Origin of the sequence: Dyella silvae, assembly GCF_026421305.1 — a bacterium.
Taxonomy (GTDB): Bacteria; Pseudomonadota; Gammaproteobacteria; order Xanthomonadales; family Rhodanobacteraceae; genus Dyella; species Dyella silvae.
The window spans coordinates 54,012-80,774 of the sequence record NZ_JAPJBQ010000007.1; the positions used below are offsets into that span (position 1 = coordinate 54,012).

At 60.7% G+C, this 26,763-nt stretch carries 20 protein-coding genes and 1 riboswitch; of the genes, 9 read left to right on the forward strand and 11 right to left on the reverse strand.

The genetic code is table 11. The features are described 5' to 3' along the window. Positions 1 to 117: 117 nt before the first annotated feature. The 5 genes from OQE56_RS15795 to OQE56_RS15815 form a co-directional block, all read right to left on the reverse strand. The gene (locus OQE56_RS15795) at positions 118 to 588 is read right to left on the reverse strand and encodes a hypothetical protein (protein ID WP_267225609.1); all 471 of its coding nucleotides are present in this window, start codon (positions 586 to 588) and stop codon (positions 118 to 120) included. A 613-nt stretch (positions 589 to 1,201) separates the two neighbouring features. Then, entirely contained in the window at positions 1,202 to 1,477 is a 276-nt protein-coding gene (locus tag OQE56_RS15800) for a hypothetical protein (RefSeq protein ID WP_267225610.1), read from the reverse strand. Positions 1,478 to 2,231: 754 nt separating this feature from the next. After that, positions 2,232 to 2,543, reverse strand: coding sequence for a hypothetical protein (locus OQE56_RS15805; RefSeq protein ID WP_267225611.1), 312 nt, complete (start codon positions 2,541 to 2,543; stop codon positions 2,232 to 2,234). A 149-nt stretch (positions 2,544 to 2,692) separates the two neighbouring features. Then, a complete protein-coding gene (locus OQE56_RS15810; protein ID WP_267225612.1) occupies positions 2,693 to 3,526 on the reverse strand; it encodes a carboxylesterase family protein in 834 nt (277 codons plus the stop codon). 259 nt (positions 3,527 to 3,785) lie between these two features. Further along, complete coding sequence (locus OQE56_RS15815; RefSeq protein ID WP_267225613.1) at positions 3,786 to 4,610, reverse strand: isocitrate lyase/PEP mutase family protein; 825 nt, start codon at positions 4,608 to 4,610, stop codon at positions 3,786 to 3,788. Between the two features lie 398 nt (positions 4,611 to 5,008). Here OQE56_RS15815 and OQE56_RS15820 point away from each other — a divergent pair, with 398 nt between their 5' ends. Together OQE56_RS15820 and OQE56_RS15825 are read left to right on the forward strand one after the other, a co-directional pair. Then, on the forward strand, positions 5,009 to 5,473 hold the full coding sequence (locus OQE56_RS15820; RefSeq protein WP_267225614.1) for a hypothetical protein: 465 nt from the start codon (positions 5,009 to 5,011) through the stop codon (positions 5,471 to 5,473). Positions 5,474 to 5,493: 20 nt separating this feature from the next. Beyond that, entirely contained in the window at positions 5,494 to 5,985 is a 492-nt protein-coding gene (locus OQE56_RS15825) for a hypothetical protein (RefSeq protein ID WP_267225615.1), read from the forward strand. Positions 5,986 to 6,057: 72 nt separating this feature from the next. Here OQE56_RS15825 and OQE56_RS15830 read toward each other — a convergent pair whose 3' ends face one another. From OQE56_RS15830 to OQE56_RS15840, 3 genes are all read right to left on the reverse strand, one after another. After that, entirely contained in the window at positions 6,058 to 6,300 is a 243-nt protein-coding gene (locus OQE56_RS15830) for a hypothetical protein (RefSeq protein WP_267225616.1), read from the reverse strand. A gap of 572 nt (positions 6,301 to 6,872) precedes the next feature. Beyond that, positions 6,873 to 7,325 carry a fasciclin domain-containing protein gene (locus OQE56_RS15835; protein ID WP_267225617.1) on the reverse strand — a complete coding sequence of 151 codons (453 nt, stop codon included), beginning with the start codon at positions 7,323 to 7,325 and terminating at the stop codon, positions 6,873 to 6,875. Positions 7,326 to 7,765: 440 nt separating this feature from the next. Then, positions 7,766 to 7,990: a hypothetical protein gene (locus OQE56_RS15840; protein ID WP_267225618.1), complete on the reverse strand. Its 225-nt coding sequence runs from the start codon at positions 7,988 to 7,990 to the stop codon at positions 7,766 to 7,768. A gap of 573 nt (positions 7,991 to 8,563) precedes the next feature. Here OQE56_RS15840 and OQE56_RS15845 point away from each other — a divergent pair. Both OQE56_RS15845 and OQE56_RS15850 read left to right on the forward strand, forming a co-directional pair. Next, positions 8,564 to 8,944 (forward strand): hypothetical protein, encoded by a 381-nt coding sequence (locus OQE56_RS15845; RefSeq protein ID WP_267225619.1) that lies wholly within the window; start codon positions 8,564 to 8,566, stop codon positions 8,942 to 8,944. Positions 8,945 to 9,188: 244 nt separating this feature from the next. Next, on the forward strand, positions 9,189 to 10,037 hold the full coding sequence (locus OQE56_RS15850; RefSeq protein ID WP_267225620.1) for a hypothetical protein: 849 nt from the start codon (positions 9,189 to 9,191) through the stop codon (positions 10,035 to 10,037). A gap of 296 nt (positions 10,038 to 10,333) precedes the next feature. Here OQE56_RS15850 and OQE56_RS15855 read toward each other — a convergent pair whose 3' ends face one another. After that, positions 10,334 to 10,831 (reverse strand): hypothetical protein, encoded by a 498-nt coding sequence (locus OQE56_RS15855; protein ID WP_267225621.1) that lies wholly within the window; start codon positions 10,829 to 10,831, stop codon positions 10,334 to 10,336. Positions 10,832 to 11,212: 381 nt separating this feature from the next. Here OQE56_RS15855 and OQE56_RS15860 point away from each other — a divergent pair, with 381 nt between their 5' ends. The 5 genes from OQE56_RS15860 to OQE56_RS15880 all read left to right on the forward strand — a co-directional run bounded on the left by OQE56_RS15860 (position 11,213) and on the right by OQE56_RS15880 (position 23,460). Further along, positions 11,213 to 12,682, forward strand: coding sequence for a hypothetical protein (locus OQE56_RS15860; RefSeq protein WP_267225622.1), 1,470 nt, complete (start codon positions 11,213 to 11,215; stop codon positions 12,680 to 12,682). Between the two features lie 176 nt (positions 12,683 to 12,858). After that, the gene (locus OQE56_RS15865; protein ID WP_267225623.1) at positions 12,859 to 13,848 is read left to right on the forward strand and encodes a TolB family protein; all 990 of its coding nucleotides are present in this window, start codon (positions 12,859 to 12,861) and stop codon (positions 13,846 to 13,848) included. A 52-nt stretch (positions 13,849 to 13,900) separates the two neighbouring features. Continuing rightward, a riboswitch (cobalamin riboswitch) is annotated at positions 13,901 to 14,130 on the forward strand. 338 nt (positions 14,131 to 14,468) lie between these two features. Then, positions 14,469 to 16,367, forward strand: coding sequence for a TonB-dependent vitamin B12 receptor (gene btuB / locus OQE56_RS15870; RefSeq protein ID WP_267225624.1), 1,899 nt, complete (start codon positions 14,469 to 14,471; stop codon positions 16,365 to 16,367). Between the two features lie 398 nt (positions 16,368 to 16,765). Further along, a complete protein-coding gene (locus tag OQE56_RS15875; protein ID WP_267225792.1) occupies positions 16,766 to 19,921 on the forward strand; it encodes an efflux RND transporter permease subunit in 3,156 nt (1,051 codons plus the stop codon). 383 nt (positions 19,922 to 20,304) lie between these two features. Continuing rightward, positions 20,305 to 23,460 carry an efflux RND transporter permease subunit gene (locus OQE56_RS15880; protein ID WP_267225625.1) on the forward strand — a complete coding sequence of 1,052 codons (3,156 nt, stop codon included), beginning with the start codon at positions 20,305 to 20,307 and terminating at the stop codon, positions 23,458 to 23,460. A 411-nt stretch (positions 23,461 to 23,871) separates the two neighbouring features. Here the strand turns inward: OQE56_RS15880 and OQE56_RS15885 are convergent, their stop codons facing one another. Both OQE56_RS15885 and OQE56_RS15890 read right to left on the reverse strand, forming a co-directional pair. Continuing rightward, the gene (locus tag OQE56_RS15885; RefSeq protein WP_267225626.1) at positions 23,872 to 24,345 is read right to left on the reverse strand and encodes a hypothetical protein; all 474 of its coding nucleotides are present in this window, start codon (positions 24,343 to 24,345) and stop codon (positions 23,872 to 23,874) included. Between the two features lie 73 nt (positions 24,346 to 24,418). Further along, a complete protein-coding gene (locus OQE56_RS15890) occupies positions 24,419 to 26,461 on the reverse strand; it encodes an alkaline phosphatase family protein (RefSeq protein ID WP_267225627.1) in 2,043 nt (680 codons plus the stop codon). Between the last annotated feature and the right edge of the window lie 302 nt (positions 26,462 to 26,763).

The following is a 26,763-nucleotide window of genomic DNA, read 5'->3' on the forward strand; positions in this document are numbered from 1 at the left end:
CTCCTCTTCGCCAGCGACTGGTTCTAATCGCTTCCAGTCTGGCACTTGATGCCGAAGACGGAGAGGAGTCCATCTCATTGCTTCGGGTCGAAAGCGGACATTAAGAACGAGCTAAGGTCACTCATTCTTGGCTCTGAACCATAAAGGAAGAATGCCCATCCTTATAAGGAACAGCCAAGTCAGTACGCCGCAGAGACCCCCTAAGAGTGCAAGGACATGAGTACCCAGATAGGGCCACGGCTCGAACGTACCATCGATGACGTAGGAAAAGCTGGCAGCACTTTTAGCAATGTGCGTCCCTTCGACTAGCAGGCCATGTTTGAACTGATAGCCAAATGGCACGAAGTCACCGACTTTCCCATCGGCCCTGACAATCGAATAGTGGGTCTCGCAACGATTGTTTAGCGGCTGCTCGCATACCTGATAAGGCGTGCTAATGACAAAGTCTTCGGCGGAAAAAAATACAGTTGCGATCCTGCTTGCACAAATGAGAACAACGACGCCACTCCAGAAGATGAGGCCGAGCATCGCCACAAACGCTAAGGGATTGGATGACAGCTCATCTTGATCAAAGAAAGGTCTGCGCATGCTCCCCTATGCTTCCTTTGCCGATTTGTCAGTTATCGAACCGGCTTCGAAGTAACCCATTGCGACCAATGCAAAGGTCCGCTTCGGGTCGGAATCGGACATTTCCCGAATCCTAAAATCGCTCTCGACGCATCCTCGGGCCAAGGCGTGCGATCCAAAGACCTATGCAAAGTAAGCCCAGAAGAATAAGACCCGAGTAGAACACTGCCGGAAAGTCATCAACGTGCTGTCCATTCAGGGAGTACCCAAAAGACCACTTCGCTTTTGAGATCTCTGTCCCCACGGGCATGTCCCTTTGGAGGGCGCCATCTGTTGCGCCTGCAACGTAGTTCGTTTGCGTTCCATCGGTGCCGCGCACGACATATCGCGTGACACAGCGATTGTTCCCCGGTTGTAAGCAAGTCACCTGCGACGCGATCACTGTGCCATTTACTGCGATGGCGAGGCGGGTATAGATCGGGTAACCGGCAAGCATCCACGCCAAGAAAGCCACTACGAGAAACAGGTTGGATCTTTCCGCCGCCAAATCGAGACCTCCGCAATTCTTCCTAGCCCAGCACTAGCGCCTCGTATGTATTGAAAAGCATCCGCTACGGGTCGAAAGCGGACCCAATCAGCATACGCGACGCAGGTGATTACTCAGCGTGGCCGCCGCTTCAAGAATGGCACCGCCATGGACGCCATCCATATCGAGTGCCCGCGAGATTGAAGCCATGGCAACTTCTCGGCCATCGGCCAGAGAGGTAGCAAGATCCCCAAAGATTCCTGCCCACTTTACCCAGGTCTCTTGGCGCCACCCGTCCGTAACGGCGCTTTCGGGCATAGGGCTCGACAGCTGCTCAGCCAACGCGCTCGCCTGTTGAATCGCCACTTCGAGCATCGTGCTCATGAATTCCCTTGTCGTTCTTCTGATCGGCAATTGGCTAGGTCCGCTCTGGGTCGAAAACGGACCCTTACGACACTCCAACGTTACACATCTTCGCCCTGTTCCAAGTCGTCATCTTCGCTCATCAGGTGACTTAGATCCTCGGGCTTCATCCGTTTCAGCTTTGCCTCCAAATCCCGATCGTAGTGACGGTCATTGGGCTCAACCCCTCGCTGCGCCTTCCGCTGATATTGCTGAAGGAAGGTGCCTATGTTGGCTCGTATCCACTTCCTCCGCCCTCCAGGCATTGCTATCTCCTATCTGGCTCGAAGCATGTTTGATCCTGATGCAGGAACGTCCGCTCCGGAACGGAAGCGGACGCTGGCGCCGCCGAGCACCAGCGCCCCAATGAGCGACTACCTCCGCACGACACTCTGTAGCGAGTGCTTCGGGGCAGAAGTACCCGCCTACTTCGTATTCCGCTTCTTTTCTTCTTTCGCGGCCTTCTTTTCTTTCATCGTTTTGGCCGGCTTTTTCTTTTCGGCCTTCTTCGAATCCATACCCTTGCTCATGTCATTTCCTCGGTCAAAGTCATTGCCTGTCGAGTCCCGCCCTGGACGTCTCATCCCCTGGTTACCGGCGCTTGCGCCTGGGTGACATCTCACGGGCGGAAGGTCGCGCGGAGCTGCCGGTCCGTAACGCTTTGCAGATGGGCATCTTCGCACCATCGCAAAGATCCCGGGCCCGATTCGGACGTATCGTCAGGCTTTCTCTGGCACTAGGGCAGTTTGAACTTGCGAGTGGCGCGTAGCGGCCAGATGGATGTGAAGCTGTTCCCGCCAGCCACGCGGAAGCCGGCTGACATGCCGTTCACAACGCCCAATTGTTCCAGAACATCTTTTGCGCGCCGAAAGGAAAGTCGCGGGTCAGACGCGAGCATAAAAAGATTGATCTCTTTTGGACTGACATCGTAGCCCTCCAATTCGACCGCGTCGCCCAATGCCTCTTTCAGCTTGCCCTCAACCCCCGAGAGAAAGGCTTCGTCGGCCAGCGATTTGCGCCAGAACTTGATGACAAGTTGATATTCCATGGGGCGATTGTAGGCCCAACTGGCCTGTCGGGAGGCTCTGGCGGATGCCGTCCGTATCAGTACCCACAAGCTCACCGTCATCCGGGACGCAAAGTCTGCTCTGGGTCGGAAGCAGACCTTTGGAACGTGCCCTCTGACCCTGGTTTGCGTTACTCAACGATGGGGTCAGACAGTGGATCTTGCTTCTTGACCTGTTTGAAAAGCCAGATGAACAGGTCCTCACGCTCGTAGGCCGGGTCCCAGGCATTGTGGCCAATGCCAGGCAGTTCCGTGTACTGCACATCGGCATTGACCGCTTTCAGTGCCGCAGCCATATGTCTCGAAACGTCGACCGGCACCGTCGGGTCGGCATCGCCATGGAAAATCCAGATCGGAAGGTGCGAGACGCGTTGCGCAATGGCCGCATACGGATCATCCACCGATGCAGGCACCAATGCCGGATAGCGAATTCCACTCTGTCGACCGGTGAACTCGCCGACAAACCCGCACGCAACCACCACCGCGGCAAATCGATCGGCATGCCGGTAGGCGAGAGACCATGCGCCATTTCCACCCATGGACAGCCCGGTCAAATAGATGCGGGTGCGGTCACCCTTGAACTCGGCCACCGACGCGTCTAGCTCCGCCAGTGCAATGCGCTCGCCGAGTCCCTGGAATCCCGGGGTTCCATCAGGCGGAATTTGCGGGAAAACGATAATGGAGGGAAAGCGTTCGGGATGCCGCCGAACTGCGCGGGCGAGCCCCAGGTCCGTCTGTGAGATGCCATCTCGACCGTACTGCCCTCCACCATGCAATGCCAGGATCACCGGCCACGAACGCGCCTGGCGAAAGTCTTGCGGTACGTAGACTTGGTAGCGGTATTCAGTGTTGTCGATACGCACAGACCGATTGAGAAAGCCCGTTTCCTGGCAGAACACCGAACAGGTGCTCGCCAAGAAGATGGCAACGATGGCCAGCAGCTTTCGCGCAACTCGCACCATCATGATTTCTCCCCTCGTGGAACGGGCGACCCGGGCGCCTGTGCTGTCCGCGTTGGGTCGAAAGCGGACATTTACATCCGTCATCGATATTGCCCCATGAGTCCGACATCACGGGGCCTGGCTACGGCACGCACCTATTCGAAGCCGATCTCACCGATAGCCAATGATCTCTTTCGGATTCACGCCACCGGATCGATAGCAGACGTCCAGAGAACTGCGCCACCCCTTCTTTCTGACTGTCAGGCGCCCATGTTCCCCTCACTTACTTACTGAATAATGCATTGAGTTCAGTGCCGGAACGAGCACCCGCAAATCCGTCGAAACGTCCCTGCTCGGCGAGCAAGCGGGCCGCGTGCAGGAAGCCACTCCATGCCGCGCGAGCCAGCGCGCCGCCGACACTGATGCGCCTGACGCCAAGATCGGCGAGATCCTGAACCGTCAGTTCGCTCTCCCAGCCAATCAATACATTGACCGGCTTTGGCGCGACGGCTGCGACCACGGCACGGATCTGTTCGCGCGTCCTGATGCCCGGTGCGTACAGGCAATCCGCTCCGGCATCCGCATAGGCTTTCAGACGCATGATGGTGTCGTCGAGATCGGGGCGGCCCAGGAAGAAGTTTTCCGCGCGTCCGATCAGCAAGGTTTCACCACCGCCTGCATCAATCGCGGCGCGCGCCGCACGCATCCGTTCGACCGACTCTGCAAGCCCTCGTATCGGGGCCTGCGGATCGCCGGTCGAGTCCTCGATGGAAAGGCCTGCCACGCCGGTATCGACCGCCATGCGCACGCTTTCGGCCACGCCTTCGGGCGTATCGGCAAATCCACTCTCGAAATCGGCGTTGACGGGCAGGTGGGTGGCCTCGGTCATGGAACGCAGGTGCGCCAGGGTTTCATCGCGCGAGAGCTGTCCGTCTGCCCGCGCACATGACCAGGCGTAGCCCGAGCTGGTCGTTGCCAGGGCTTTGAACCCAAGTCCGGCCAGAACGCTGGCGCTGCCGGCATCCCACGGATTCGGCAGCACGAAGCAACCCGATTGATGCAGCACTCTGAAGTCAGCGCGCTTCTGGGCGACACTGCGAGGGGTCATAAAACCTCCTTGATCATGTGCTCGATCCGGACGGGACGACCGGCTTCATCTCGTCGGACGTTGACGGGTCGCGTCCAGCTCGTTCTGGGTATGGGGGCATCCCTGGCCGAAGTGTAAGCGCTTCCGGTGCCGGTCCTCGTCGAAGCGTCTTTGATGGATGTGTCCGCTCTGGGTCAACGCCGGGCTGCTTATGCCTGCGCGTCACATTCCCCGGCCATTTTGTTATTTCAAAAATGGCGGGCGCCGGCGAATACTCGCCCCTTAGTTCTTGAAGACACGTGCAGAAGGGCCCCTGAAGCGCACGCCATGGGCGCCGGGAAGTACCCGTTCCGGAACTCGGAAATGAGGGCGTGCACGATCACCCCGGAGTCATGACCACGGCGACGGAGCACAGGCATATGACAGACGAACAGTTGACCTATCGGTGGCCCAGGGGCATGCCGCTCTTCAGCCTCATTGGCCTCTACGCCTTGGGCTTCCTGGTGGCAGCGCAGCCAAGTCTCACGAACCTGTTCGTAGGGAAGGTGGGCGTTGCCATCTACTTCCTCATGGCCACTTTGTTCTGCATACACCTGCATCGCTTTCGCGTCATGCTTGACGCCACATCCATACAGTCGGGCAGCTTCTTCCTTAAGAAGATGGCATTCGCCGATGTTGTTCGGGCGGAGTACGTCCAGGGCCATGACAGTGGACAGATCGTCCTCTATGCCAGCCATGGCATGCGAATCGGTGTAGGGGAGAACCTGGGCGATTTCCGGGCGTGCGCCAGGGCGATCAACGCAAGGCTCCCCAAACATCTTTCGATCCCTCATGTCGCCCGGACGTTGCCGTCCGATGTGCTGAGTGGAAGCGACCTGGTTTAGCGGGCGAACGGGTTGAGCTGTTGAATCCACAGCTTTCCGTTAAAGCCCGCAAAAACCGCATGGATAGTCAGCTTCAGTTCCCATCTATCGGCGCACCATCCGAAATGGTTCCGAGTCCTTTTTTGGGCACAAGGAGGCCACTCATGAAACGTTTAATGTTTCCCATGGTTCTTGCCCTCGGCTTCGCTTGCGTCGGACAGGCAAACGCCGCCGTGAGAACCTACACGATTAATCTGAATGGTTACGCGGTCGTGGGTTTCGTCGGATCCACACCTGCCGAAGCCGCCCAGGCGCAACGTCTGGCGAATGCCTGGGAACTTCAGCGTCATCTGATGCTTAAACCGCAATCGATGAAGGCCGTTGCCATCCGCGAGTCGCCGGCCGTCGCTCTGACGGAGGCTGAACTTAGCCGTGCCATCGCTTCGGCGGCACTGCGCAAGCACCCTCAAACGTCGTGGTACGCGGCAACACACGTTCACACCGCCAGCTCGAACTCCAGAAAGGCGCCCTGATGGCTTCCGAAACGGGGTCAGTTTCACTTTCGTTTGACTGGAAGTGAACCTGACCCTGTTTGTTCTTGTTTTTCAACGCGCCACAGGTGTGGCCGCTAGCGACATGAGTCGCGCGGACCGATGGTCCATAACGGCATAGAGCTGGCTCCACCACCAGAGGCGATCTCGTTGATCGACGGTTCGTGTCGACGAATTCACCGTGTGCTCAAGCACCGCTTGAATAGCTTCTTCCGCCACGCCGCCAGCCTCGAGCCTCAGCAGCTCTGCATCCAGCGCAAGCAAGTCGTCAACAAGCTGCGATCTCGTCAGTGCCATGGGGTCTACCGCCGCACGCTTTCCGCAAGAGCGCGAATGAATCTGCGCCATAAGTTGGTTGTCTGTGGCGGCCGGCTCTGCCGCATGACGTACAGCTCCTCGATGGAAGGGGCATGCTGGTACGCGCCGCTGCGAAACGGCCGGAAGAAGTACCTCAACCTTGCAGCTGCACCGATGATCATCGTTCGCGGCCTCGCCGGAGTCTGCGTGCGGACTCCATGGCCACGGACTCTTGATGCCTTTGCGACATAACCAAGCTGGTCCGCGTGTACGGTTCACTGAACATGTGATCGAGCAGATCGCCGAGGTATCGGATGAGTGCGGTTAGCCGCGCGGGTCGGTATAGAGAGTGAAAGTGGCCAGCCATGGGTATCACCTTAAGATGGGTGCCTTACCGATCAGTTCGGCGGTTTGCGAGTCCAGGCGGCCAGCCGCATGTTCCGCTGATCTACCTGCATAGTGATCGGGCTCACCATCGAATTCGACGTGTGCAACTGCGCGACAACGGATCCGCGTCGATGTTTCAGCAGATTCTGTGGTGGGAGCTAGCTCCCACCACAAACACCTGCGAGTTACTGCTTGGTTGGAACGTTCACCTTGTCGATCGCATGGATGACGCCGTTGCTGGATGCGATATCCGTCTCCGTGATGGTGGCTCCGTCAATCTGGAGCTTGTTCCCGTCCTTGGTGACCGCTGCAGTCTGACCCTGCATCATCTTTGGCGCAGTAAGATTTTCGACGTCCGCGCCTGACGCGCGGCCCGGCATAACGTGATACTTCAATACGGAGATCAATTCAGCTTTGTTCTCCGGCTTGAGCCAATTATTCAGTGTTTCCTTGGGCAGCTTCTCGAAAGCTTCATCCGTGGGAGCAAAGACCGTGTAGGGACCGGAGCCCCTCAGGACATTGGTAAGGCCCGCCGCTTCAAGCGCTTTGCCAAGAGTATGAAAGCGGCCATTGGCCGCCGCTGTATCGACGAGGTTCTTGTTGCCGGTGCGAGCAACATTGGTATCGTTATTGGACATGAGTATTTGCCTTCAGTGAGGATCCGTGACACGGACCCAGAGCGGACGAATCCGCAACTCCGATAGAGATCGGAGAAGTACTCAGATGGCGTTAGGAAAAGGACCGCGTGGCTGAGACGCCTGCCAAGGAGGAGGCTTTCTATCCTGGCGCCCAAGCAGGATGCGCTTGTAGTTGTTACGTGATGGTGATGTGGAGCCAGCTGCGGCTCCGAGAGGATCGCGGCTTCAGATAAGTCGATGCCGTCGGTCGGTGGCATGACCGATGACCTGCCGTGAGGAGTGTTCGCTCCGGCTAGACGACAGACGCTACTCGCCTCTCCAACGGGCCATCTACCCCGCACGGATCGTCAAAGTGACTTTGGACTTGGTGTCAGCGCCTGCATTCGCTGGTGAGCCAGCGACAGGAAAAGCAGGCATCGCCACCGGCGAGTGCATCGCAGCTACTCTCCGTGAACGAGCAAGGGCGCAATGCGGTTTTGCACCAGGGCGTGGACAAAGGCGCTATCGAGCAGTGCCAGGTGCGAAGCCTGCAGCAGCTCACCGCCCATTTCCCCCTGGAATTCGCCGTCTCTCCAAAGCAATGCGCGCCACACTGCGTACCGTCGATGTGTCGTATAGGAGCCTTCGTAAGTGTAGGGTCCAAACACGCCACGTAGATTCGTCATCTGGAACCTCTCCGCAAAACGCGTTGAGTGACGTTACTTTCAGCAACGGGTGTTTGACTGAGCCGTCCCGGACCAGCCGCCCTTCACGATACTCCGCTGCGGGAGATGGCAAGTCCATACGCCATCAAGTCGATCTTTTGTTCTGGCTACGTGCCTGGCAGTGGACTCTGATGGTTGCTCATTGCTGTTCGCGCCTCTCTCAAACAGGCGACTGGCGCCAGGCCGCGGCCCAAAACTGTCTGCTTCGTCTTGCGGATTCAACCGTGCGCGGACACTTTCGACTGAGAGCAGCATTTTCCCTCTTGTCCTGGTAGCTCCAGTGGCTCCTTTCGCAGCGGTAGCGATAGGCAAGCTGCGGTACTTAAGGGTGCGCAGTGGATGCGCGCGCTGATCACGGCAAATCTCTGCGACAATGCACAGGCAATAAGCACCGCACAGCTGCAATGTTCCAAAGGCCACGGATTGGCACGTCTTCTCCATGCAGTCAGGGAGACATGCGCGCTAGTCATCATGTACGCCCGAAATGGGCGTTTTTTATCGATGTCCGTACTAACGACTAGATGGAGAGCAGTTATGTTACTTCGCAATACGTCGCCGGCTTTATCCGGCGCGGTGCTGGGCTTGGCGCTTGGCTTCCTCATCAACGCGGTGACACCGTCGGCCGCTCATGCTGACGCTCCGCTGTCGTCAGCGACCAACCAGTACGCCGACATGTGCATGAATCAGGCCACCACCATCCCGGTGCCCTATGGCGAAGCCGATCTGAAAGGAAACCCCAAGCTGGGAGACTACTGCAAGTGTTTCGGCGCGAAGTTTGCGGAGCGTGCGATGGCGTCGATGCAGAGCGGCGGCAAGTCCTCCTCATCGCTGGACGACACCGTGAAGGAAGAGCAGGCCATGCGTAACGGTTGCCGCCAACAAGCGGGCTTGCCGTTACTCAAGTTCAAATCCTGATGCTTGAGAAGAGACGCCTGTTGGTGGGCCCGCAAGGCGGGACTCGCTGAGTAGTCCTGTTATGGGCGTGCATCAACCGAAAGCATTCGCCTCTCGCGCGATAACTATCTGATCGAACTTGCCGGAACTCCGGCAAGTTTTGGCCACGAATGCACAGCGTTGATGGGTCGCACTGGCGTCTACGACGGGATCGTTGGTCCGAAACAATCCTTGCTGGCCTGTTACTTCAAAAGGAAGATGATTTATGCCATTGAATGGCTTTTATGTATCGCGACTTGTGCAGGCTATGCCCATCCTGGCCGCCTGCTGTCTGACCCTGGCGGCATGCGGTAGTTCGGGTTCATCGACCGATAGCCACACCTCTTCCACCTCTGCAGCCACAAGTGCCAGCGCCATCGGCAATGGCTATGAAGTGGTGCTGATCGATCGACCGACTCCCGCCGATGGCATGCTCCATGTCATGGGCGATATGGCCTATAAGCTCTGTGAAGCCGCTGCCGAGTCTGTGCATGTACCGGTCAAGCCTCTCCCACACATGCCTGACGATTACATCACTCAGCGCACAACCTATATTTCCGACGGCCACTCATGGATGAGAAAAACAGAGTCGGTCTATAAGGTCGATCTTGACAATCTGGTGGCGGAAAAAGGTTGCGAGGTCAAGGTCGTACCGGATAAGTCCTTTGAGGTCACCATTGAGCATGCCGGTAAGCAGATCAGCGTGAGCGGGCATGAAGACGGCACGACATCCGTGGAATCGACGGACGACGTTCTGGGCGCCATGAATGCCAAGAATGCCATCGAGACCAATGATGACTACACGGACAAGCGCACGGTCGCTGGTGTCAATCTGCGTTGCCTCCCCAAGACCAGTCCGCTGATCAGCCCGAAGGGCATCATCGACATGTGCGTCTATGAGAAAGACGGTGTCGTGACGACGTCGGACAAGAAGTCCATCGTGCTGTATCAAAACGTCGATCCCGCCAACGCTAGTCCGCTAGCGCCTTATACGATGATTTCTGAGGTGCGGTCATTGAAACTTGGGGCGGCTATCGATCCCAACGTTTTCAAGGCGGAGACCTACACTAAGTAACCGTCCTGAAGAGTTTTCGGGCGCACCAGCAAGGCGCGGCGGTACCTGAGGCGCGGATTGACTTCAGGCCTCTAGCTATTGCTCGATGCGCCCGGATCTCAGGCACCATCACGAGACGCACCCGTCGTCTCGATCATTGGGTGTTGCAACGACCGGTTGAATCCGCAGTCGGAAGCGGACAGTTCTGAATCTACAATGCCACCGAAATTGGATGGTTATTCGCGCTTCCGCCGGAAGGTTCGACGGGGCGCGGCATCACCATGAAGATGCGCGTCGTCGTACCCCGCCAACTTGATTCACCGCGTGCGGCCGCCCTTGGTCATGTCGTCGGTGCGGAACATGGTTTGCCAGTGCAGCGGCATGGGATCCGTCGGGAAGATGACGTCTGGACGCGCTGCGCGAAGCTCGATCTCCCTCAAGCGGCTGGTTAAATCCCGCTTGTCCACCGTCTGGATGACGACGGAACGGCAGTCGTGCGAAACACCGGCATCGAGCGACACGATGCGATTCCCCGACAGCGCTGGCTGCGGGCAGCCTTCGTCGGTGGTCACCAGCCAGACGTCCTTATGCGATCCGTCCACGGTATAGAACGCAACGCGGTGATCGCCGAGCGGATCCACGCTGGTCACTACGGCCGTATCGGCGATGCCTTCCACCGCATGGCCGGCCGATTTGATGTAAGCATCGCGTTCGGCGGCCTGCAGGTCTTTTTGAGAATCCGCCATGGCAACGCCGCTCGCTATCAGCCAGGCGACGCAAGCCAGACTCCAGACTTTACCCGTGCGTATCTTCATGACGACGCTCCTTGGAATGATGATCCGAAAAGCGGGACGGAGGAGGTTAAAGCCGCTACCTATCGCGATGGTATGCGGTGTCCGCCATGGGTCGGAAGCGAGCCTGACGCCCCATCTCGCGACTGCCGTGCACGCACTAATCTCTCCAGAATCGGCTCACGATGTGTGACAGGTGGGCCGCAAGGATGCGACGGATGGCGCGACGGAATCGACAACGTCAGATGGATGAGCATGGCGCTGATGATTCAACTGAGCGGTCGACGGGTACCCAGGAATCTTCATCAAGTGCTTTCAGCGCAATAACTTGCGGTCACTTTGCCACATTGCAACTGAGAATGGTTTCTATTTAAAGTCGCGCCTCTTTCAGCCAGGGGGCGCTCCATGTCTTGCTTTTCTTCCCATCGCCGGGGACGCGGCGTGCTGGGTCTCGCGGTGGTCGGCGCACTGGTTCTGACGCCATTCTCGGCGCAGGCGACTGATGCCGAGCTCAAGGCGCTGATCACTCAAATGCAGCAACGGCTCGACGCGCAGGACGCGCAGCTGAAATCTCAGGCGGCAGAGATCAAGCAACTGCACGAGCAGACGGACCAGATCGCGGCCGTCCAGGGCAAGGCTGCACCTGCTGCTACGACGCCGGCGCAGATGGCATCGGCAAACGCGGTTCCCGCGGCAGCACCGATGCCTTCGACCATCGTTGTCACGGCGCCTTCCACCAGCCCTACGGCGAGCGTGGCGGCAGCACCCGCTTCACCGGCCAGCGCAGGCGGTACGAAGTCGGATACCTCGTTTGGTGGTTATGGCGAGATCAACTACAACAACTATGTGCACGATGGCAGCCGCACACAGGCCGATCTGCGGCGTTTCGTGGTGCTGCTCAGTCACCAGTTTTCCGATCGCCTGAGCTTCAACAGCGAAATGGAATGGGAGCATGCCGTCACCAGCGCCAGCGATCAGGGCGAGAGCGAGATCGAGCAGGCGTTTCTCAACTATCAGATCGCGTCGGGAGTGAACCTCAAGACCGGTCTGTTCCTCATGCCGTTCGGGTTCATCAACCAGGCGCACGAGCCGCCCATGTTCTACGGCGTTGAGCGCAACGAGGTGGAAACCCGGATCATTCCCTCGACGTGGCGCGAGGGTGGCATCGGGCTGTGGGGCAATACCAACGCAGGTCTGGCGTGGGATGTGGGCGTCACCACCGGGTTCGATATCGCCAAGTTCGACAACCCCAGCGCACCGCTGCAATCGGTGCATCAGGAACTGCAGCTGGCCAAGGCGCATGACCTGTCTGTCTATGGTGCGCTCAACTACCAGGGCGTTCCGGGATGGACCATTGGCGGTGGCGTGTTTACCGGCAATTCCACGCATGCCAACGCTGATTACAAAGCCAATCCGGACAACCCCGATCTGTCTGGTGTCCAGGGGCGCGTCACGCTGTGGGACGTCCATACGCGCTGGCAACGCAACGGTTGGGATCTCGAGGCGCTCTACACCCGAGGCACGATCGGTGATGCGGCGAAGATCGACGCGTCGATCCAGGCTTTCAACAACGCCAATCAGGCCACGCGTGCCTACGTGCCGGGAGCTTTCTACGGCTGGTTGCTGCAGGCCGCCTACACGGTGTGGGAACACGGCGACATGTCACTGACGCCTTTCGTGCGCTACGAACGATTCAACACGCAATCGCATATGCCTGCGGGTTTTGCCGCGGATCCGGCGAATGCCGATCACGTCGCCACCGCTGGCCTGACGTTCAGCCCTTATCCGCAAGTGGTGTGCAAGGCCGACTATCAGAAGTATCAAGCCAACCACAAGAACGACCGCTTCAATCTCGGCCTTGGCTACATGTTCTGACGCGATGCCAAGCCGGTTTGCCCGGACAGGGCGCCGGCTTTCCTTGCGCAAGGCTAACGCCGGGCTTCCGGCGCCTTTTCACGTGACTTCAGGCACGTCCTGCCGCTGAACACACGGCAGGAGAATGCGCCACCAAGCGACATCCGCCGTTTTCCAACCTGAAGAAGGATCGGCCTATGAAGTGCATGACGTACACGCGCCTCGCTGCCGTATGCGTGGCTTTGCTGGGTGGTTCGTTCGCTGTACATGCCGCTGATGCACCCGCACCCGAGGTGTTTGCGCCGGGAGTGGTGTCTGGCCCTGCCAATGAGGATTCCGCGGCGTTCACGCCGGATGGCGCGACGGTGTTTTTCGATCGCATCAATTGGCCCAATGCGGTGATTCTGGAATCGCACAAGGTCAACGGTGCGTGGACGGCACCGGTGATCGCGCCGTTCTCGGGGCAGTGGCTGGATCACGATCCGGCGATGGCGCCGGACGGCTCGTTTCTGATCTTCACCTCCAATCGCCCTGATGTGGAGGGTGGCAAACCGCTTGATGCGGTGATGGCCAACGGCAAGGTGTCGGCCGGTTCGGGCGGCCATTTGTGGCGTGTGGATCGCAAAGGCCATGGCTGGGGCCAACCGGTGCGGTTGCCGGACGCGGTGAACAGCAACACGCGCACCTATGCGCCAAGTGTCGCGGCCGATGGCAGCGTGTATTTTCAGCGGCCGGGTGACGACGGTGATTTCAGGCTGTTTCGCACGCAATATCAAAACGGGCGTTATCTGCCACCGGAGCCGGTGGTGCTGGGCGATCCCGCTGCGCACAAGCTGGATCCCGCGATTGCGCCGGATGAATCGTTCATCGTGTTCGACGCCAATGTCGCCGGCAAGGATGATCCCGATCGTCTCTACATTGCGTTCCGCGAGGGCGATCATTGGGGCAAGCCGATCGATCTCGGCAGCAGCATCAATGTGAAAAGCCCCTGGGGTTCGCATCTGGGACCGGATCACCGCACGCTGTATTTCAGCAGCACGCGTTCGGTGCATGTCAGCTACCCGCGCACACGTGAGCAGGCGGCGCAGGATATCCAGCGCATGCAGAGTTGGGACAACGGCAGCGACAACATCTGGTCGGTGTCGCTGGCACCGTGGCTCGATGCACACCAGGCATCGGCGCGCTGATCACGACAGGCAGCCGCAAGGCGCGTGCATTGCCCGCGCCTTGCATCACCGTTAGAATTTCGTTTGTTCGGGTGTCCCGGGGAGTGTCTTTCCCGGGATGAAACGGGAAGCCGGTGCGCTGTACACACAGCCAGTCCGGCGCTGCCCCCGCAACGGTAAGCGAGTGAATCCACCAGCGGACGTGATGCCACTGCGCAGAGGCGCGGGAAGGTGTCCGTTGGTGCATGCAGAAGAAGCATGCCGCTCGCAAGCCCGGAGACCGGCCCGACACGTGGAGCCTGATTCATGTCTCCACGTGGCTTGCGCAGGGAGCTGTTTGCACGCCAGCCAAGGAAGAACGAAGGAGTGTATGTCGATACACGACTGAGTGATGACGCGGGATGGCGGGCAAACAGACCCTGCCCGAAGGGTTGGAAACCAATGGTCGCTGGAAAGCGGCCATTGGTTTCCAACGCGAGCTACGTGGAGACATGAAGCAGGCTCCTTAACGCGTGGCTCGCGGTGGGCGAGGCCGGACGTCGTGCTTTGGCCAAACGCCTGCCGCCGTTTCCTTCTCCACCGTTTCGCCACGCCCTAAGTCATCTGGGGTAGCGCGAGGGTGCGCGCCCGAAGGAATGTGCATGAAGAAGACTCTGCTGGCAGCCGCGCTGCTTTCTGCCACCGTGACCGCCTATGCGGCTGAAGCGGATCAGACGCCGTCGCTGTCCACCGTGATTGTCACGGCCACGCGCACGTCGATCACCACCGACGAGGCGCTGTCCTCGGTGAGCGTGATCACCCGCGCCGATATCGAGCGCCTGCAGCCTGCCTCGGTACGCGATCTGCTGGTGGGTTTGCCTGGCGTGTCGTTTGCGCAGTCGGGCGGGCTGGGGCAGCAGAGTTCGCTGTTTCTGCGTGGCACCAACTCCACGCATGTGCTGGTGCTGATCGATGGTGTGCGTATCGGCGCGGTGGGCGCGGGCCTGCCGGCGTTCGAGCAGATTCCGGTGGATCAGATCGAGCGCATCGAAATCGTGCGCGGCCCGCGTTCGAGCCTGTACGGCGCGGATGCGATCGGTGGCGTGATTCAGATCTTCACCCGCCACGGCGCACAAGACGGCAAGCTTGATCCGTCGCTCAGCCTGTCGACCGGCAGCCACAGCTATGCGGATGGCCACGCGGGCCTCTCCGGTGGCGATTCGCATGCCTGGTTCAACGTGGGCCTGGGTGGCCAGTACACCAGCGGCATCAATGCCTGCCGCTTGGGCGCAGCCGAGCTGGGCGTGGCCTGCTTTGTGGATCAGCCGGACAACGACGCGTATCGCAACTGGAACGGCATGGCCAATGGCGGCTATCGCTGGGACAACGGCACGGAGCTTTCGGCCACCTGGCTGCGCAGCAAGAACTTCGTGGAGTTCGATGGCAGCCCGTATGGCGGCAACCAGGCAGTGAACGAGCAGCAAGTGGCGGGCGCCAAACTGGCGTTTACGCCGCTCGATCTCTGGAAGGTGACGCTGAACGCGGGACAGAGCCGCGATGATTCCACCACCTATTTCCAGGGTGTCTACAACGACCCGTTTGCCGGCACCACGACGTACTTCCCGCGCACGCAGGTGGGTCACGCCAATTCGCGCCGCAACCAGGCGTCGTGGCAGAACGATGTGACGGTGGCCACCGATCAATTGCTGACCGTGGGCGTGGATTACCAGCAGGAACACATCGACAGCGACACCGGCTACCTCAAGAGCACGCGTGAGGACACCGGCGTCTACGCGCAGTACATGGGCACGTTCGGCCGCAACGAAGTGCAGCTGTCGGCACGTCACGATCACAACGACCAGTTCGGCAACCACAACACCGGCGCTGTCGCGTGGGGCTATGCGTTCGACCATGGCCTGCGCGTGTCGGCAAGCTACGGCACGGCGTTCCACGCGCCGACGTTCAACGACGTCTACTATCCGTTCGGGCTGGGCAACCCCAACCTGAAGCCGGAGACGTCGCGTTCGGGCGAGCTGGGCGTGAGCCAGAAGCAGGACTGGTGGAACTGGGCGGTGAACGTGTACCAGACCACCATCAATGACCTGATCGTGCTGGACAGCAATTTCATTCCGCAGAACATCAGCCAGGCGCGTATTCGCGGCCTGGAAGGCCAGTTTGGCGTGAACGTGGCGGGGTGGCAGGTGCAAAGCTACTTCACGCTGATGCAGCCGAAGAACCGCGAAGGCACGTATGACGGCAACCTGCTGCCGCGCCGCCCCGAGCAGACGGCGCGCGTGGATGTGGATCGCCGCTTCGATGCTTTCGGTGTCGGCGCGACGTTCTTCGCCTCCGGCAAGGCTTACGACGACCTGGCCAACACGCATCGCCTGGGTGGCTACACCACGACCGATCTGCGCGCGAGCTACGACTTCCTGCCCCAGTGGCGTCTGGAAGCCAAGCTGGCCAACGTGTTCGATCGCAACTACGAGACGGCGTACTACTACAACCAGCCGGGCCGCACGTGGTATCTGACGGTGCGCTATAGCCCGGCGGTGCGTTGAGGATTGAAGTGATTTAAAGCACAACGGTACCCCTCACTGTCATCCCGGCGAAGGCCGGGATCCAGTGCCTTTTGCTTTTGGTGCTCAACGCAAGAGCATCAAAGTCGCTGGATCCCGGCCTTCGCCGGGATGACGGTGAGGGGGTATGAGCGGTGTGGGGATATGAGCGGTGTGGGTATGAGCGGTGAGCAAGCACTGCGGGTGCGCGGCACCACACTCATTCACGCGTTCCATACAAATGGCTCGGCACGGCGTGACTCACGCCTCTGCCAGACAACCCACTAACGGCACATTCGCCGTTAACCGTTTAGGCGCATAAAGACCGGCGAGGCGGCCTAGCTGACGCGCCACTCGCGCAGGCGCGGCGGGGACGCGCCCTTTTGACGGTCTGGAAACCGGTGAATCTGTTCGCGCCATTGATACGTCGTCCGATCGGCACGTCGGTGCTGGCGATAGGGCTCGCGCTCGCGGGCCTGTGGGCCTATCTGTTGCTCGGCGTCGCGGCGCTGCCTTCGCTCGAGTTCCCGGGCATGGTGGTATATGTGGAAGTGCCGGGCGCCAATGCGCAGACCATGGCCGCTACCGTGGCCGCGCCGCTGGAGCGCCATATTGGCCGCATCCCCGGCATCAAGGAGATGCACTCGGAGAGCAACGACGGCGCCACGTCGATCCGCGTGATATTCAACTTTGGCAACAACACCGATAAACGCGCACGCGATGTGCAGGCAGCCATCAACGCGAGCATGGCGGATCTCCCGTCCAACATGCCGGTGCCGCCGCGTTACTACAAATTCAACACCGCCAATATTCCGGTATTGCTGCTGTCGCTGACATCAAAGACGCAACCGCCAGACAAGCTGTTTGATCTGGCCGATACCTTGATCAACCCCGCGCTGGCGCAAGTGCCCGGCGTGGCGCAGGTGCGTGTGATCGGCGGCCGCCCCCGTGCGGTGCGCGTGGAACTGAATACCGCGGCGCTCGCCGCCAAGGGTCTCACCGCGAACGATGTGGCCAATGCCTTGCGTGCGGCGAATGTCACCTCGCCGCAGGGCATCCTGAGCGACGGCCGCACGCAGATGACGGTCACGGCGAACGACTCGATGCACAACCCGGAGGAGTTCGCCAATCTGTTGATCGCCACCCACAACGGTGCGCCCGTGCGGCTTTCCGACGTAGCGCATGTGGTCAACGGCCAGCAGGATGAGTATCAAGCCGCGTGGTTCAACAACCAGCGCGCGGTGGCCATTCGCATCGGCAAACGCCCCGAGGCGAACGCTGTCGCTACCGCCGACGCGATACGCGCGAAGCTGCCGCAGATCCAGGCCTGGCTGCCCGCCGATCTCCAGATCACGCCCATCTTCGACCTCACGCAGTCCACCAAGTCAGCACTGCATGAAGTGGAAGTAGCCTTGATGCTCAGCGTGCTGATGGTGGCAGCCGTGATGCTGGTGTTTCTGCGCCGCATCGGCCCGACCCTGATTGCCATGCTGAGCGTGCCGTTGTCGCTGGCCGGTGCGTTTGTCGTGATGTGGTCGCTGGGTTACACGCTCAACACGTTGTCGCTGGTGGCGCTGGTGCTGTGCATCGGCTTCGTGGTGGACGATGCGATCGTGGTCATCGAGAACATCGTGCGCCACATGGAGAACGGGGCACCTCCATTGGAAGCGTCGCTGGTGGGCGTGAAGGAAATTGGCTTCACCGTGGTATCCATCACGTTGTCGCTGATCGCAGTATTTGCGCCGCTGCTGTTCGGCAATAACCAGTTCACCACCTTGTTGCGCGAGTTCTCGGTGACGCTGACCGCTGCCGTGGTGATTTCGGCGGTTATTTCGCTCACGCTGACGCCTGCGCTATGCGGACGCTACCTGTCCCTGGAGAGCGCGGGGGGTCGCGAACCCAGCCGATTCGAACGCGCACTGGCACGCTTTGATCGCAGCCTGCACCGCATCTACGAACGCGCGCTGGACTGGGCCATGCGCCATCGCCGCCTGATGCGGTGGCAACCGGTGATTCTGCTGGCGTTGACGTTTGCCATGGCCACGCTGGTGGTGAAAATATTTGGTTTCAACTTCATGCCGCCGGAAGATATCGGCATGATTCAGGGCGACGTGCGCGCCGATGCGAATATCTCACCCACGCTGATGGCTCAGCGTGCCCAACGTGCCGCCGCGATCATGAAAGCGGACCCTGCGGTGCTGGATGTCACCACGTTTCTTGGCAGCGACAATCTGGGCGGCGCGGTGGGCAATCAGGCCACCATGTTTGTGGACCTCAAGCCGCGCGGGCATGGCCCCGGCGAGCGCCCCGAGTCGATCAAGACGGTGATCGAGCGGCTCAACAAGACTTACCAGGCGCTACCGGAGTTGCGTGTGGCGATCAGTTCCATCGGTTTCTTCAATGACAACGAGGACAGCAGCCGCGGTAGCCAGAACTTTCAGCTGATCAGCAGCGAAAATATCGACCTGCAACCCTGGGCGCTCAAGATCACCACGTTGATGCGGCAGCACAAGGAGTTCCACGACGTCAGCAGCGACTATGACGACATCGGCAAGCAGCAGATGCTGGTGGTGGATCGCGCCGCGGCGAGCCGGTTGCATCTGAACATGGGGCTGATCGACACGGCGCTGTACAACGCCTTCGGTCAGCGGCAGGTGTCGATCATCTACTCGAATATCAACCAGTATTGGGTGGTGATCAGCTCATCGGCGGAACGGTCGCTCAGCCCCGACACCTTGCTCAATACCTACGTGCGCAGCGATCTGGGCAGCATGGTGCCGCTGTCGGCGGTGGCGCGTATTGCGCCCAATGTGACACCGACGTTTGTGCTGCATACGAATCAGCTGGAGGCAGCGCAGATCTACTACAACATTGACCACGACTTTCCGCAGGACAAGGCGATGGCGCTGATTGAGCAGATTGTGGCCGACGCCCGTCTGCCGGCCGGTGTGCAGCTGGGTTATTCGGGCAACGCGAAGGATCTGCAGGAAACCCGCTCCAACGCGAATGTGCTGATGATCGGTTCGATTCTGGCGATGTATATCGTGCTGGGCATTCTCTACGAGAGCCTGGGCCATCCGCTGACGATTCTCTCCACGCTGCCTGCGGCGGGCGCGGGGGCGTTCCTGGCGATGCTGACCACAGGCATGTCGCTGTCACTGATGGCGATCATCGCGATCCTGATGCTGATCGGCATCGTGAAGAAGAACGCGATTCTGATGGTGGACTTTGCACTGGTGGCACAACGAGAGCGCGGGTTGTCGCCGCCCGATGCGATCAGGGAGGCGGCGCTGGTGCGCTTCCGCCCGATCACCATGACGACCCTGGTGGCGATGGGTGCCGCGCTGCCGCTGGCCATCGGCTTCGGCGTGGGTTCGGAAATGCGTGCGCCACTGGGCGTGGCCATCGTGGGTGGTTTGCTCGTGTCGCAGCTACTGACCTTGCTGAGTACGCCGGCGATCTATCTGTGGAATTACGACCGCAAGCTGCACAAGGAGGCGCGTCGCGCGAAGAAGGCGGCGAAGCGCGCGCTGAAGGCGCAGACGGCGGCTGGGTGATACGTGCGTAGCCCCTCCCCCTCCGGGGAGCGGGGTTGGGGTGAGGGGCGGGTGCTCGCGGTAGCGCTTCAAGTGACGCTCTCAAGCCCCCTGGGTTCTCGTTGCGCTTCATCCGACTACGAGCTGATGCATGGGTGAGGCCAGATTGCCCCCTCACTCCAGCCCTCTCCCCGGAGGGGAGAGGGAGAAGTGTGGTGTGTCGCCTGGCTCCCCCTGCCTTTCGGCACGGACGGACTTAAGGCACATTCGCGGGACCCGCCTCCCCGGGCGAAAATGGTGGTATGTCCGCGCCTTGCGCCTGCCTTGCGTGTGAACGCGCGCTTTTGCCGGCGGTCTCTCCGGGTGGCGGGCGCTCGCGGCCCCTGATCGGTATGGAAACCTGAGTGAATATCTTCGCCCCTCTGATCCGTCGACCCGTGGGCACCTCGTTGCTCGCGCTGGGCCTGCTGCTGGCGGGTACGTTTGCTTATCGCCTGCTGGGCGTAGCGGCGCTGCCATCGCTGGAATTCCCCGGCGTGTACATCGTGGCGCAGATGCCAGGGGCCAGCGCTCAGACCATGGCGTCCACGGTGCTGGCGCCACTGGAGCGCCATATCGGCCGCATTCCGGGCATCGACGATATGTACGGCAATGCCAGCGAGGGTAGCGCGGCGATCCAGGTGCGTTTCACCATGGACCGCACCGCCGACAAGGCGGCACGCGACGTGCAGGCGGCCATCAATGCCGCCCAGGCCGATCTGCCGGTGATGCCCTCGCCGCCGCAGTACTTCAAGTTTGATACGTCGCAGTTTCCCATCCTGCTGGTCTCGCTGACCTCCACCGGTTTGCCGCAGGACAAGCTCTACGACCTTACCGACACGCTGCTCAAGCCCGCCGTGGCGCAGATTCCCGGCGTCGCCCAGGTGCAGGTGTTCGGCGGCACGCCGCATGCCGTGCGCGTGGAGCTGGACGTCAATGCGCTGGCGGCCAAGGGGCTGACCGCCAATGACGTGAGCAACGCACTGATTGCCGCCAACGTCACCTCGCCGCAGGGCATCCTCACCGACGGCCGGACGCAGATGACGGTGACGGCCAACGACGGCCTGCGCGAGGCATCCGATTTTGCCAATCTGCTGGTCGCCACCCGGAATGGCGCGCCGGTGCGCCTGTCGGACGTGGCCAAGGTGACCAGCGGTCAGCAGGACATCTACCAGGGTGCCTGGTTCAATGGCCAGAACACGGTGGCGATGCAGATCAGCAAACGCGCCGAAGCGAATGCCGTGGAAACGGTGGATGAGATTCGCAAGCGACTGCCGGAGCTGCGCTCGTGGATGCCGGCGGACGTGCAGATCACGCCGATCTTCGACCTGACCCAGACCACCAAGTCCGCGCTGCACGAAGTACAGGTGGCGTTGCTGATCAGTATCGTGATGGTGGTGCTGGTAATGCTGGTGTTCCTGCGCCGCATGCGTCCCACGTTCATCGCATCGTTGAGTGTGCCGCTGTCGCTGGCTGGTGCGTTTGTGGTGATGCTGGCACTGGGTTACACGCTGAACACGTTGTCGCTGGTGGCGTTGGTGTTGTGCATCGGCTTCGTGGTGGACGACGCGATTGTGGTGATCGAGAACATCGTGCGCCACATGGAGAAGGGCGAACCGCCGTTGCAGGCGGCGCTGATCGGCGTGCGCGAGATCGGCTTTACGGTGGTGTCGATCACCCTGTCGCTGGTGGCCGTGTTTGCGCCGCTGTTGTTCGGCAACAACATGCTGATCATGCTGTTGCGCGAGTTCTCGGTGACGCTGGCGGTGGCGGTGGTGATCTCGGCCATTGTCTCGCTCACGCTGACGCCCGCGTTGTGCGGCAGGCTTCTCAAGCACGAGGAACCGGGCGAACGTACGCCGGGCCGCATCGAGCTGGCGCTCGAACGCTTCGACAAGGGTGTCCAGCGCAGGTATGAGCGCGCGCTGGACTGGGCCATGCGTCACCGGCGCCTGATGCGCTGGCAGCCGATTTTGCTCCTGCTTGGAACCTTTGCACTGGGCGCTGCTGTCGTGGCGACGGCGGGCGGCAACTTCATGCCGGAGGAAGACATCGGCATGATCCAGGCGGACATTCGCGCCGACGCCAATATCTCGCCCACCATGATGGCCACTCAGGTGCAGCACGTCGGCAAGATCATGCAGGATGATCCGGCGGTGCTGGATGTGCTCACCATTCTTGGCGGCAACGACAGCAACGGTGCCGTCGGCAATATGGGCACGATGTTCGTGGACCTGAAGCCGCTCGGCAGTGGTCCGCAGGATCGCCACGACAAGATCAAGGTGGTGGTCGATCGCCTGTCCAAGCAATACGACGCCATGCCGGGCGTGCGCGTCACCCTGAGCCCGATGCAATTCCTCGGCGGCGGTGGCAGCGGCGACAAGGGCGGCCAGTACGAATTTCAGCTGATCGGCACCAGTGGCGAGAACCTGCAGCCGTGGACGCTGAAGCTGGTGCAGCAGTTGCGCAAGACGAAAGAGCTGCGCGACGTCGGCAGCAACTTCGACCTGGTGGGCAAGCAGCAGATGCTGAAGGTGGACCGCGATGCCGCCAGCCGCTTGCTGGTGTCCATGGGCGATGTGGACACGGCGTTGTTCAACTCGTTCGGCCAGCGCCAGGTGTCGGTGATCTATTCGGATATCAACCAGTACTGGGTAGTGCTGACATCCAGCTCGGCGACCTCGCTGAGCCCCGAATCGCTGCTCAACGTGCGAGTGCGCAATGTGAAGGGCGAGATGATTCCGCTATCGGCACTCGCGCGCATCGAGCCCAACATGAGCCCGATGCGCGTGCGCCATCACAATCAGCTGCAGGCCTCTACCATCACGTACAACCTTGCCAAGGGTGTGACGCAGGATATCGGCGTGAAGCTGGTGGAAAACGCGGCGCTTGCCGTTGGTCTGCCCGCTGGCGTGCATGTGGAATGGACGGGTCAGAACCAGCGCATGCAGCAGGCCAAGAGCAACGGCATGGTGCTGTTGCTCGCCGCGATCGTCGCCATGTACATCGTGCTGGGCATTCTCTACGAGAGCCTGGGCCATCCGCTGACGATTCTCTCCACGCTGCCTGCGGCGGGCGCGGGCGCGTTCCTGGCGATGCTGGTGACGCAGACGCAATTGACGCTGATGGCGATCATCGCGATTTTGATGCTGATCGGCATCGTGAAGAAAAACGCGATTCTGATGGTGGACTTTGCGCTGGTGGCGCAACGCGAGCATGGGTTGTCACCGCCGGATGCGATCAGAGAAGCAGCACTGGTGCGTTTCCGCCCGATCACCATGACGACCTTGGTGGCGATGGGTGCAGCGTTGCCGCTGGCGATTGGCTTCGGCGTGGGTTCGGAGATGCGCCAGCCGCTGGGTGTGGCGATTGTCGGCGGTTTGCTGGTATCGCAGATGTTGACGCTGCTGAGTACGCCGGCGATCTATCTGTGGAGCTACGACCGCAAGCTGCGTAAGGAAGCGCGTCGCGCGAAGAAGGCAGCGAAGCGGGCGTTGAAGGCGCAGGTAGCGGTAGGTTGAGGTGTCGCTTCTTGGCGTCGGTCGCGAAACTTGAATGACCGGTAGCTAGTCCTCACCGTCATTCCGGCGAAGGCCGGAATCCAGCGTCTTTAGGCCCCAAACGTCACGCCTTGTAGAACTAAAAGGCACTGGATTCCGGCCTTCGCCGGAATGACGGTGAGGGGAGTACAGGCTACCGCAAGATGGGTGGCCCGGATGGAGCCTCCGGCGGAATCCAGGGATACCACGCTCGCCATCCCAGCACGATCCCGCGTTAGACGGCGTCTGGGGGACTTCACCCAATCATGTGAGTTCGCATGCCCCCAGATTTTCGCTGCGCTTCATCCGGCCTACGTGCTGATGAAAAGGTGACGCTAGATTGACCCCTCACCCCAGCCCTCTCCCCGCAGGGGAGAGGGAGCAAAACCATCCTCAGTCCTTCGGACTCGTGCACGCCGCATAGCGGCTTCCTTCCACCTGCACCACATCCTGCCCCTTGAGGCTGATGCTCGCCGTGTAGTGTTCCGCCGAGTCAAAGTTCACGCGCCCGCGCCCGCCGGGTGACGACAAGCCGGGACAACTGACCGACCAGGCGAGAGCGGTGCTGCTGCGATGTTCGTCAGTGCGGTGGCACTGCGTGTATCCGGGCACGCCAAGGTCTGCAAACTCGGTCCACGGGTCAGGGCCCTCGTCTACGCAATGCCATTGCACCTCTGGCTTGCCGGCATGGCCGTGGTCGATGTTGCGCATGACGATCTTCCACAGGCCGGGCATGGCCTGGAAGTCGCCGGGGTCGGCGTGGCTGGGTTCGCCGATCAATGCCGCGCCAAGCAAGACCAACACGGCGAGGGCACGCGCCACGAGAGGGCCTCGGCGGGCCTGCGCGGGTTGGCTGAACTGGTCCATCGATGCAACGACTCCGGCTGAAGCAAATGGAAAGCCCCGCCCGCATGGCGGGCGGGGCTGGGTGCCTATTCCATCAGTCCTGTGTTTCAGCTGATGCCATGTTGTCGTGACCGTGATGGTCAAAATTGAACATGTTCATCAGATTGCCGATGGCCGGGGCGTTGACCGGCACGTACGGGTTGCCGGGCATGGATACCGGGTTGGGCAGGTTGTCACGGCTGCGATGCGAGATGGTCTCGTGCAGACCCCAGTTGGCTTCGACGAATTTGTCGAAGGAGACATGGTCGTAGTAGGTGTGCACCACGCGGCCGCCTTCGGAGAAGCGCGAGACCACCAGCAGCGGGATGCGCGAGCCGTCGCCGAAGAAGTCGACCGGCTGGATGTAGCCCGAGTCGTAGTAACCGCCGCCTTCGTCGAAGGTGACCATGATGACCGTGTCAGCCCACACCTTGGGGTTGGCCTTGGCCATGTCCACGATCTTCTTCACGTAGCCTTCGAACAGATCCAGCTTGGACGATGCCGGGTGACCGTCCAGGATGCCGTCCGGCTTGGCAATCGACACCGCAGGCAGCGTGTCGTTCTGGATGTCGTTGTAGAGATCGTTGAGGTCCTGGTTGTTCGCACGCAGCTTGGGGTTGGTCATGACCTGCGTGGAATACAGGAACGGGTTGCAGATGTTGCAGAACGTGCCGGCTTCGCCGTTCTCCTTGCCGCCCGCCCAGCCTTCGCCGTAGTACTTCCAGCTGACGTGGTGGCGCGTCAGCAGCAGTGCGAGGTTGTCCTGGCGGGACGGCGGAATGGTGAATTGCTTGGCGCCCAGCGGTGCCGGCGTGCCGTCGCCGAGATAACCCGGGTTGTAGTTGTTCACCAGGTAGTAGGCGTTCTTCCGGCAGTCGGTGCCATGGAACGTGTGGTACGGCAGCGACTTGAGATAGTCCTTGACCGCGGCCACACCCGGTTGCGTGTCGTCAGCGCAGTTGACGTAGGAGCCACCGCCGTAGCCGTCCTGCACGTACCAGTTGTTGGTACCCGGCTGCGCATCGGGATTTTCGATCTGGTTGGACGGTGGCACGGCAGGTTCGCCGTTGGCGTCGGCGTAATAGATCAGGTCGCCGAAGCCCAGCATGATGTGGTTGGCACCGGTGCCACCCATCACCGACTGGTGGAAGTTGTCGCTGAGCGCGTAGGTGCGTGCGAGCTCGGCAAAGTAGGGCGCGTCACCCTGGGCGATGTTGAGGAACTGCATCGCCGTCGCACCTTCGTGCGTGCTCTGCTCGTTGAAGCCGGCTGCCTGCGCCTTGCCGTTGGTGCCCGCACCGATGGAGGTTTCGACCCACGGGAACAGGTCGTTGCGGCAACCGCTCGGATTGGCGGACGTTGCCGCACTCACGTCGCAGTCGAGCTGCTGCCACATCTGGAAGAAACGATGCACCGGGCTGTTGGCGTAGTCGTCGTAGTTGAGCGACGCATGCATATCCACCGGTGCGTTCACCAGCGTGGCCGGGAAACGCGTGTCGATGACGTCGTTGGGCAGACCGGTGCCGCCCGCAGCAAGCGAGCCGTAGACGCTGGTGGGCAGGCCCGGCTCAACGGCCTGTGCCTGTGCTGCGGAGGAGAACGGCGCCTGCGTGGGCGCGCCGCCGGTGTTCATCTTCGGCAGTTGCGCGTAAGGGCTGGTGTGCTTGGGTGCCAGCGAGAACTTGCCGGTGTTGCTGGCCTGCCACTGTTGGGCCGCAGCGACGTTCGGGCCCGGCGTACCGTCGGCGTTGACGATGCCTTCGGACAACAGGTTGTTGACCGTCTGTCCCTTGGGCGGCGTGTAGGTGGCGTACACATGATCGAACGTGCGGTTTTCGCCGATCAGCAAAATCACGTGCTTGATGGGCGTGCTGGTGCGATCGCTGTGGTCGTCGCCTTCGCCCGGTGAGTGCAGCACAGCGACGCCACCCGGAAGACCGGCACGATGGCCGACGGCGGCCGCAGGTACCTGATCGCGGAAGTTGGCATCCTGATCGGACGTGTTGGTGGTTTGTGCGCTGACAACGCCGGCAAGACCGGCGGCGAGTGTTCCGATGACAAACGGCAGTAACCGCTTGCGGACATGCGTCATAGACATGACTTCAATCTCCTGCAATCACCCTGTGCGGGCTGCAATCGAGTGGCCCCCCTGATTAGCCAGTGCACATGCGCAACGTTGGTGCACTGACCGGCGGCGAGTCTGGTCCGCGTGGATGACCGTCCCTTGGCGGTTTTGCGACAGTGAGGACGGGCTACGTGACAGTGGGGCTACGGCGCAAAACCTTTCGTATCGACGAAAGCTGAAAGGGCGCTGTGCATGGGGTAGGCGCCGCTGATGGAGATGGCGCATGAGCTATCGGCAAGAAATTGCTTACTGAACGCGTTGTGATGGGATGCAGG

Bases quoted from the DNA above. Each gene is read 5' to 3' on its own strand.
- OQE56_RS15830 (WP_267225616.1), bottom strand. From the start codon at position 6,300: ATGGCACTGACGAGATCGCAGCTTGTTGACGACTTGCTTGCGCTGGAT.
- btuB (WP_267225624.1), top strand. From the start codon at position 14,469: ATGAAGAAGACTCTGCTGGCAGCCGCGCTGCTTTCTGCCACCGTGACC.
- OQE56_RS15850 (WP_267225620.1), top strand. From the start codon at position 9,189: ATGCCATTGAATGGCTTTTATGTATCGCGACTTGTGCAGGCTATGCCC.
- OQE56_RS15855 (WP_267225621.1), bottom strand. From the start codon at position 10,831: ATGAAGATACGCACGGGTAAAGTCTGGAGTCTGGCTTGCGTCGCCTGG.
- OQE56_RS15885 (WP_267225626.1), bottom strand. From the start codon at position 24,345: ATGGACCAGTTCAGCCAACCCGCGCAGGCCCGCCGAGGCCCTCTCGTG.
- OQE56_RS15795 (WP_267225609.1), bottom strand. From the start codon at position 588: ATGCGCAGACCTTTCTTTGATCAAGATGAGCTGTCATCCAATCCCTTA.
- OQE56_RS15815 (WP_267225613.1), bottom strand. From the start codon at position 4,610: ATGACCCCTCGCAGTGTCGCCCAGAAGCGCGCTGACTTCAGAGTGCTG.
- OQE56_RS15845 (WP_267225619.1), top strand. From the start codon at position 8,564: ATGTTACTTCGCAATACGTCGCCGGCTTTATCCGGCGCGGTGCTGGGC.
- OQE56_RS15840 (WP_267225618.1), bottom strand. From the start codon at position 7,990: ATGACGAATCTACGTGGCGTGTTTGGACCCTACACTTACGAAGGCTCC.
- OQE56_RS15890 (WP_267225627.1), bottom strand. From the start codon at position 26,461: ATGTCTATGACGCATGTCCGCAAGCGGTTACTGCCGTTTGTCATCGGA.
- OQE56_RS15865 (WP_267225623.1), top strand. From the start codon at position 12,859: ATGAAGTGCATGACGTACACGCGCCTCGCTGCCGTATGCGTGGCTTTG.
- OQE56_RS15835 (WP_267225617.1), bottom strand. From the start codon at position 7,325: ATGTCCAATAACGATACCAATGTTGCTCGCACCGGCAACAAGAACCTC.
- OQE56_RS15805 (WP_267225611.1), bottom strand. From the start codon at position 2,543: ATGGAATATCAACTTGTCATCAAGTTCTGGCGCAAATCGCTGGCCGAC.
- OQE56_RS15810 (WP_267225612.1), bottom strand. From the start codon at position 3,526: ATGATGGTGCGAGTTGCGCGAAAGCTGCTGGCCATCGTTGCCATCTTC.
- OQE56_RS15800 (WP_267225610.1), bottom strand. From the start codon at position 1,477: ATGAGCACGATGCTCGAAGTGGCGATTCAACAGGCGAGCGCGTTGGCT.
- OQE56_RS15820 (WP_267225614.1), top strand. From the start codon at position 5,009: ATGACAGACGAACAGTTGACCTATCGGTGGCCCAGGGGCATGCCGCTC.
- OQE56_RS15860 (WP_267225622.1), top strand. From the start codon at position 11,213: ATGTCTTGCTTTTCTTCCCATCGCCGGGGACGCGGCGTGCTGGGTCTC.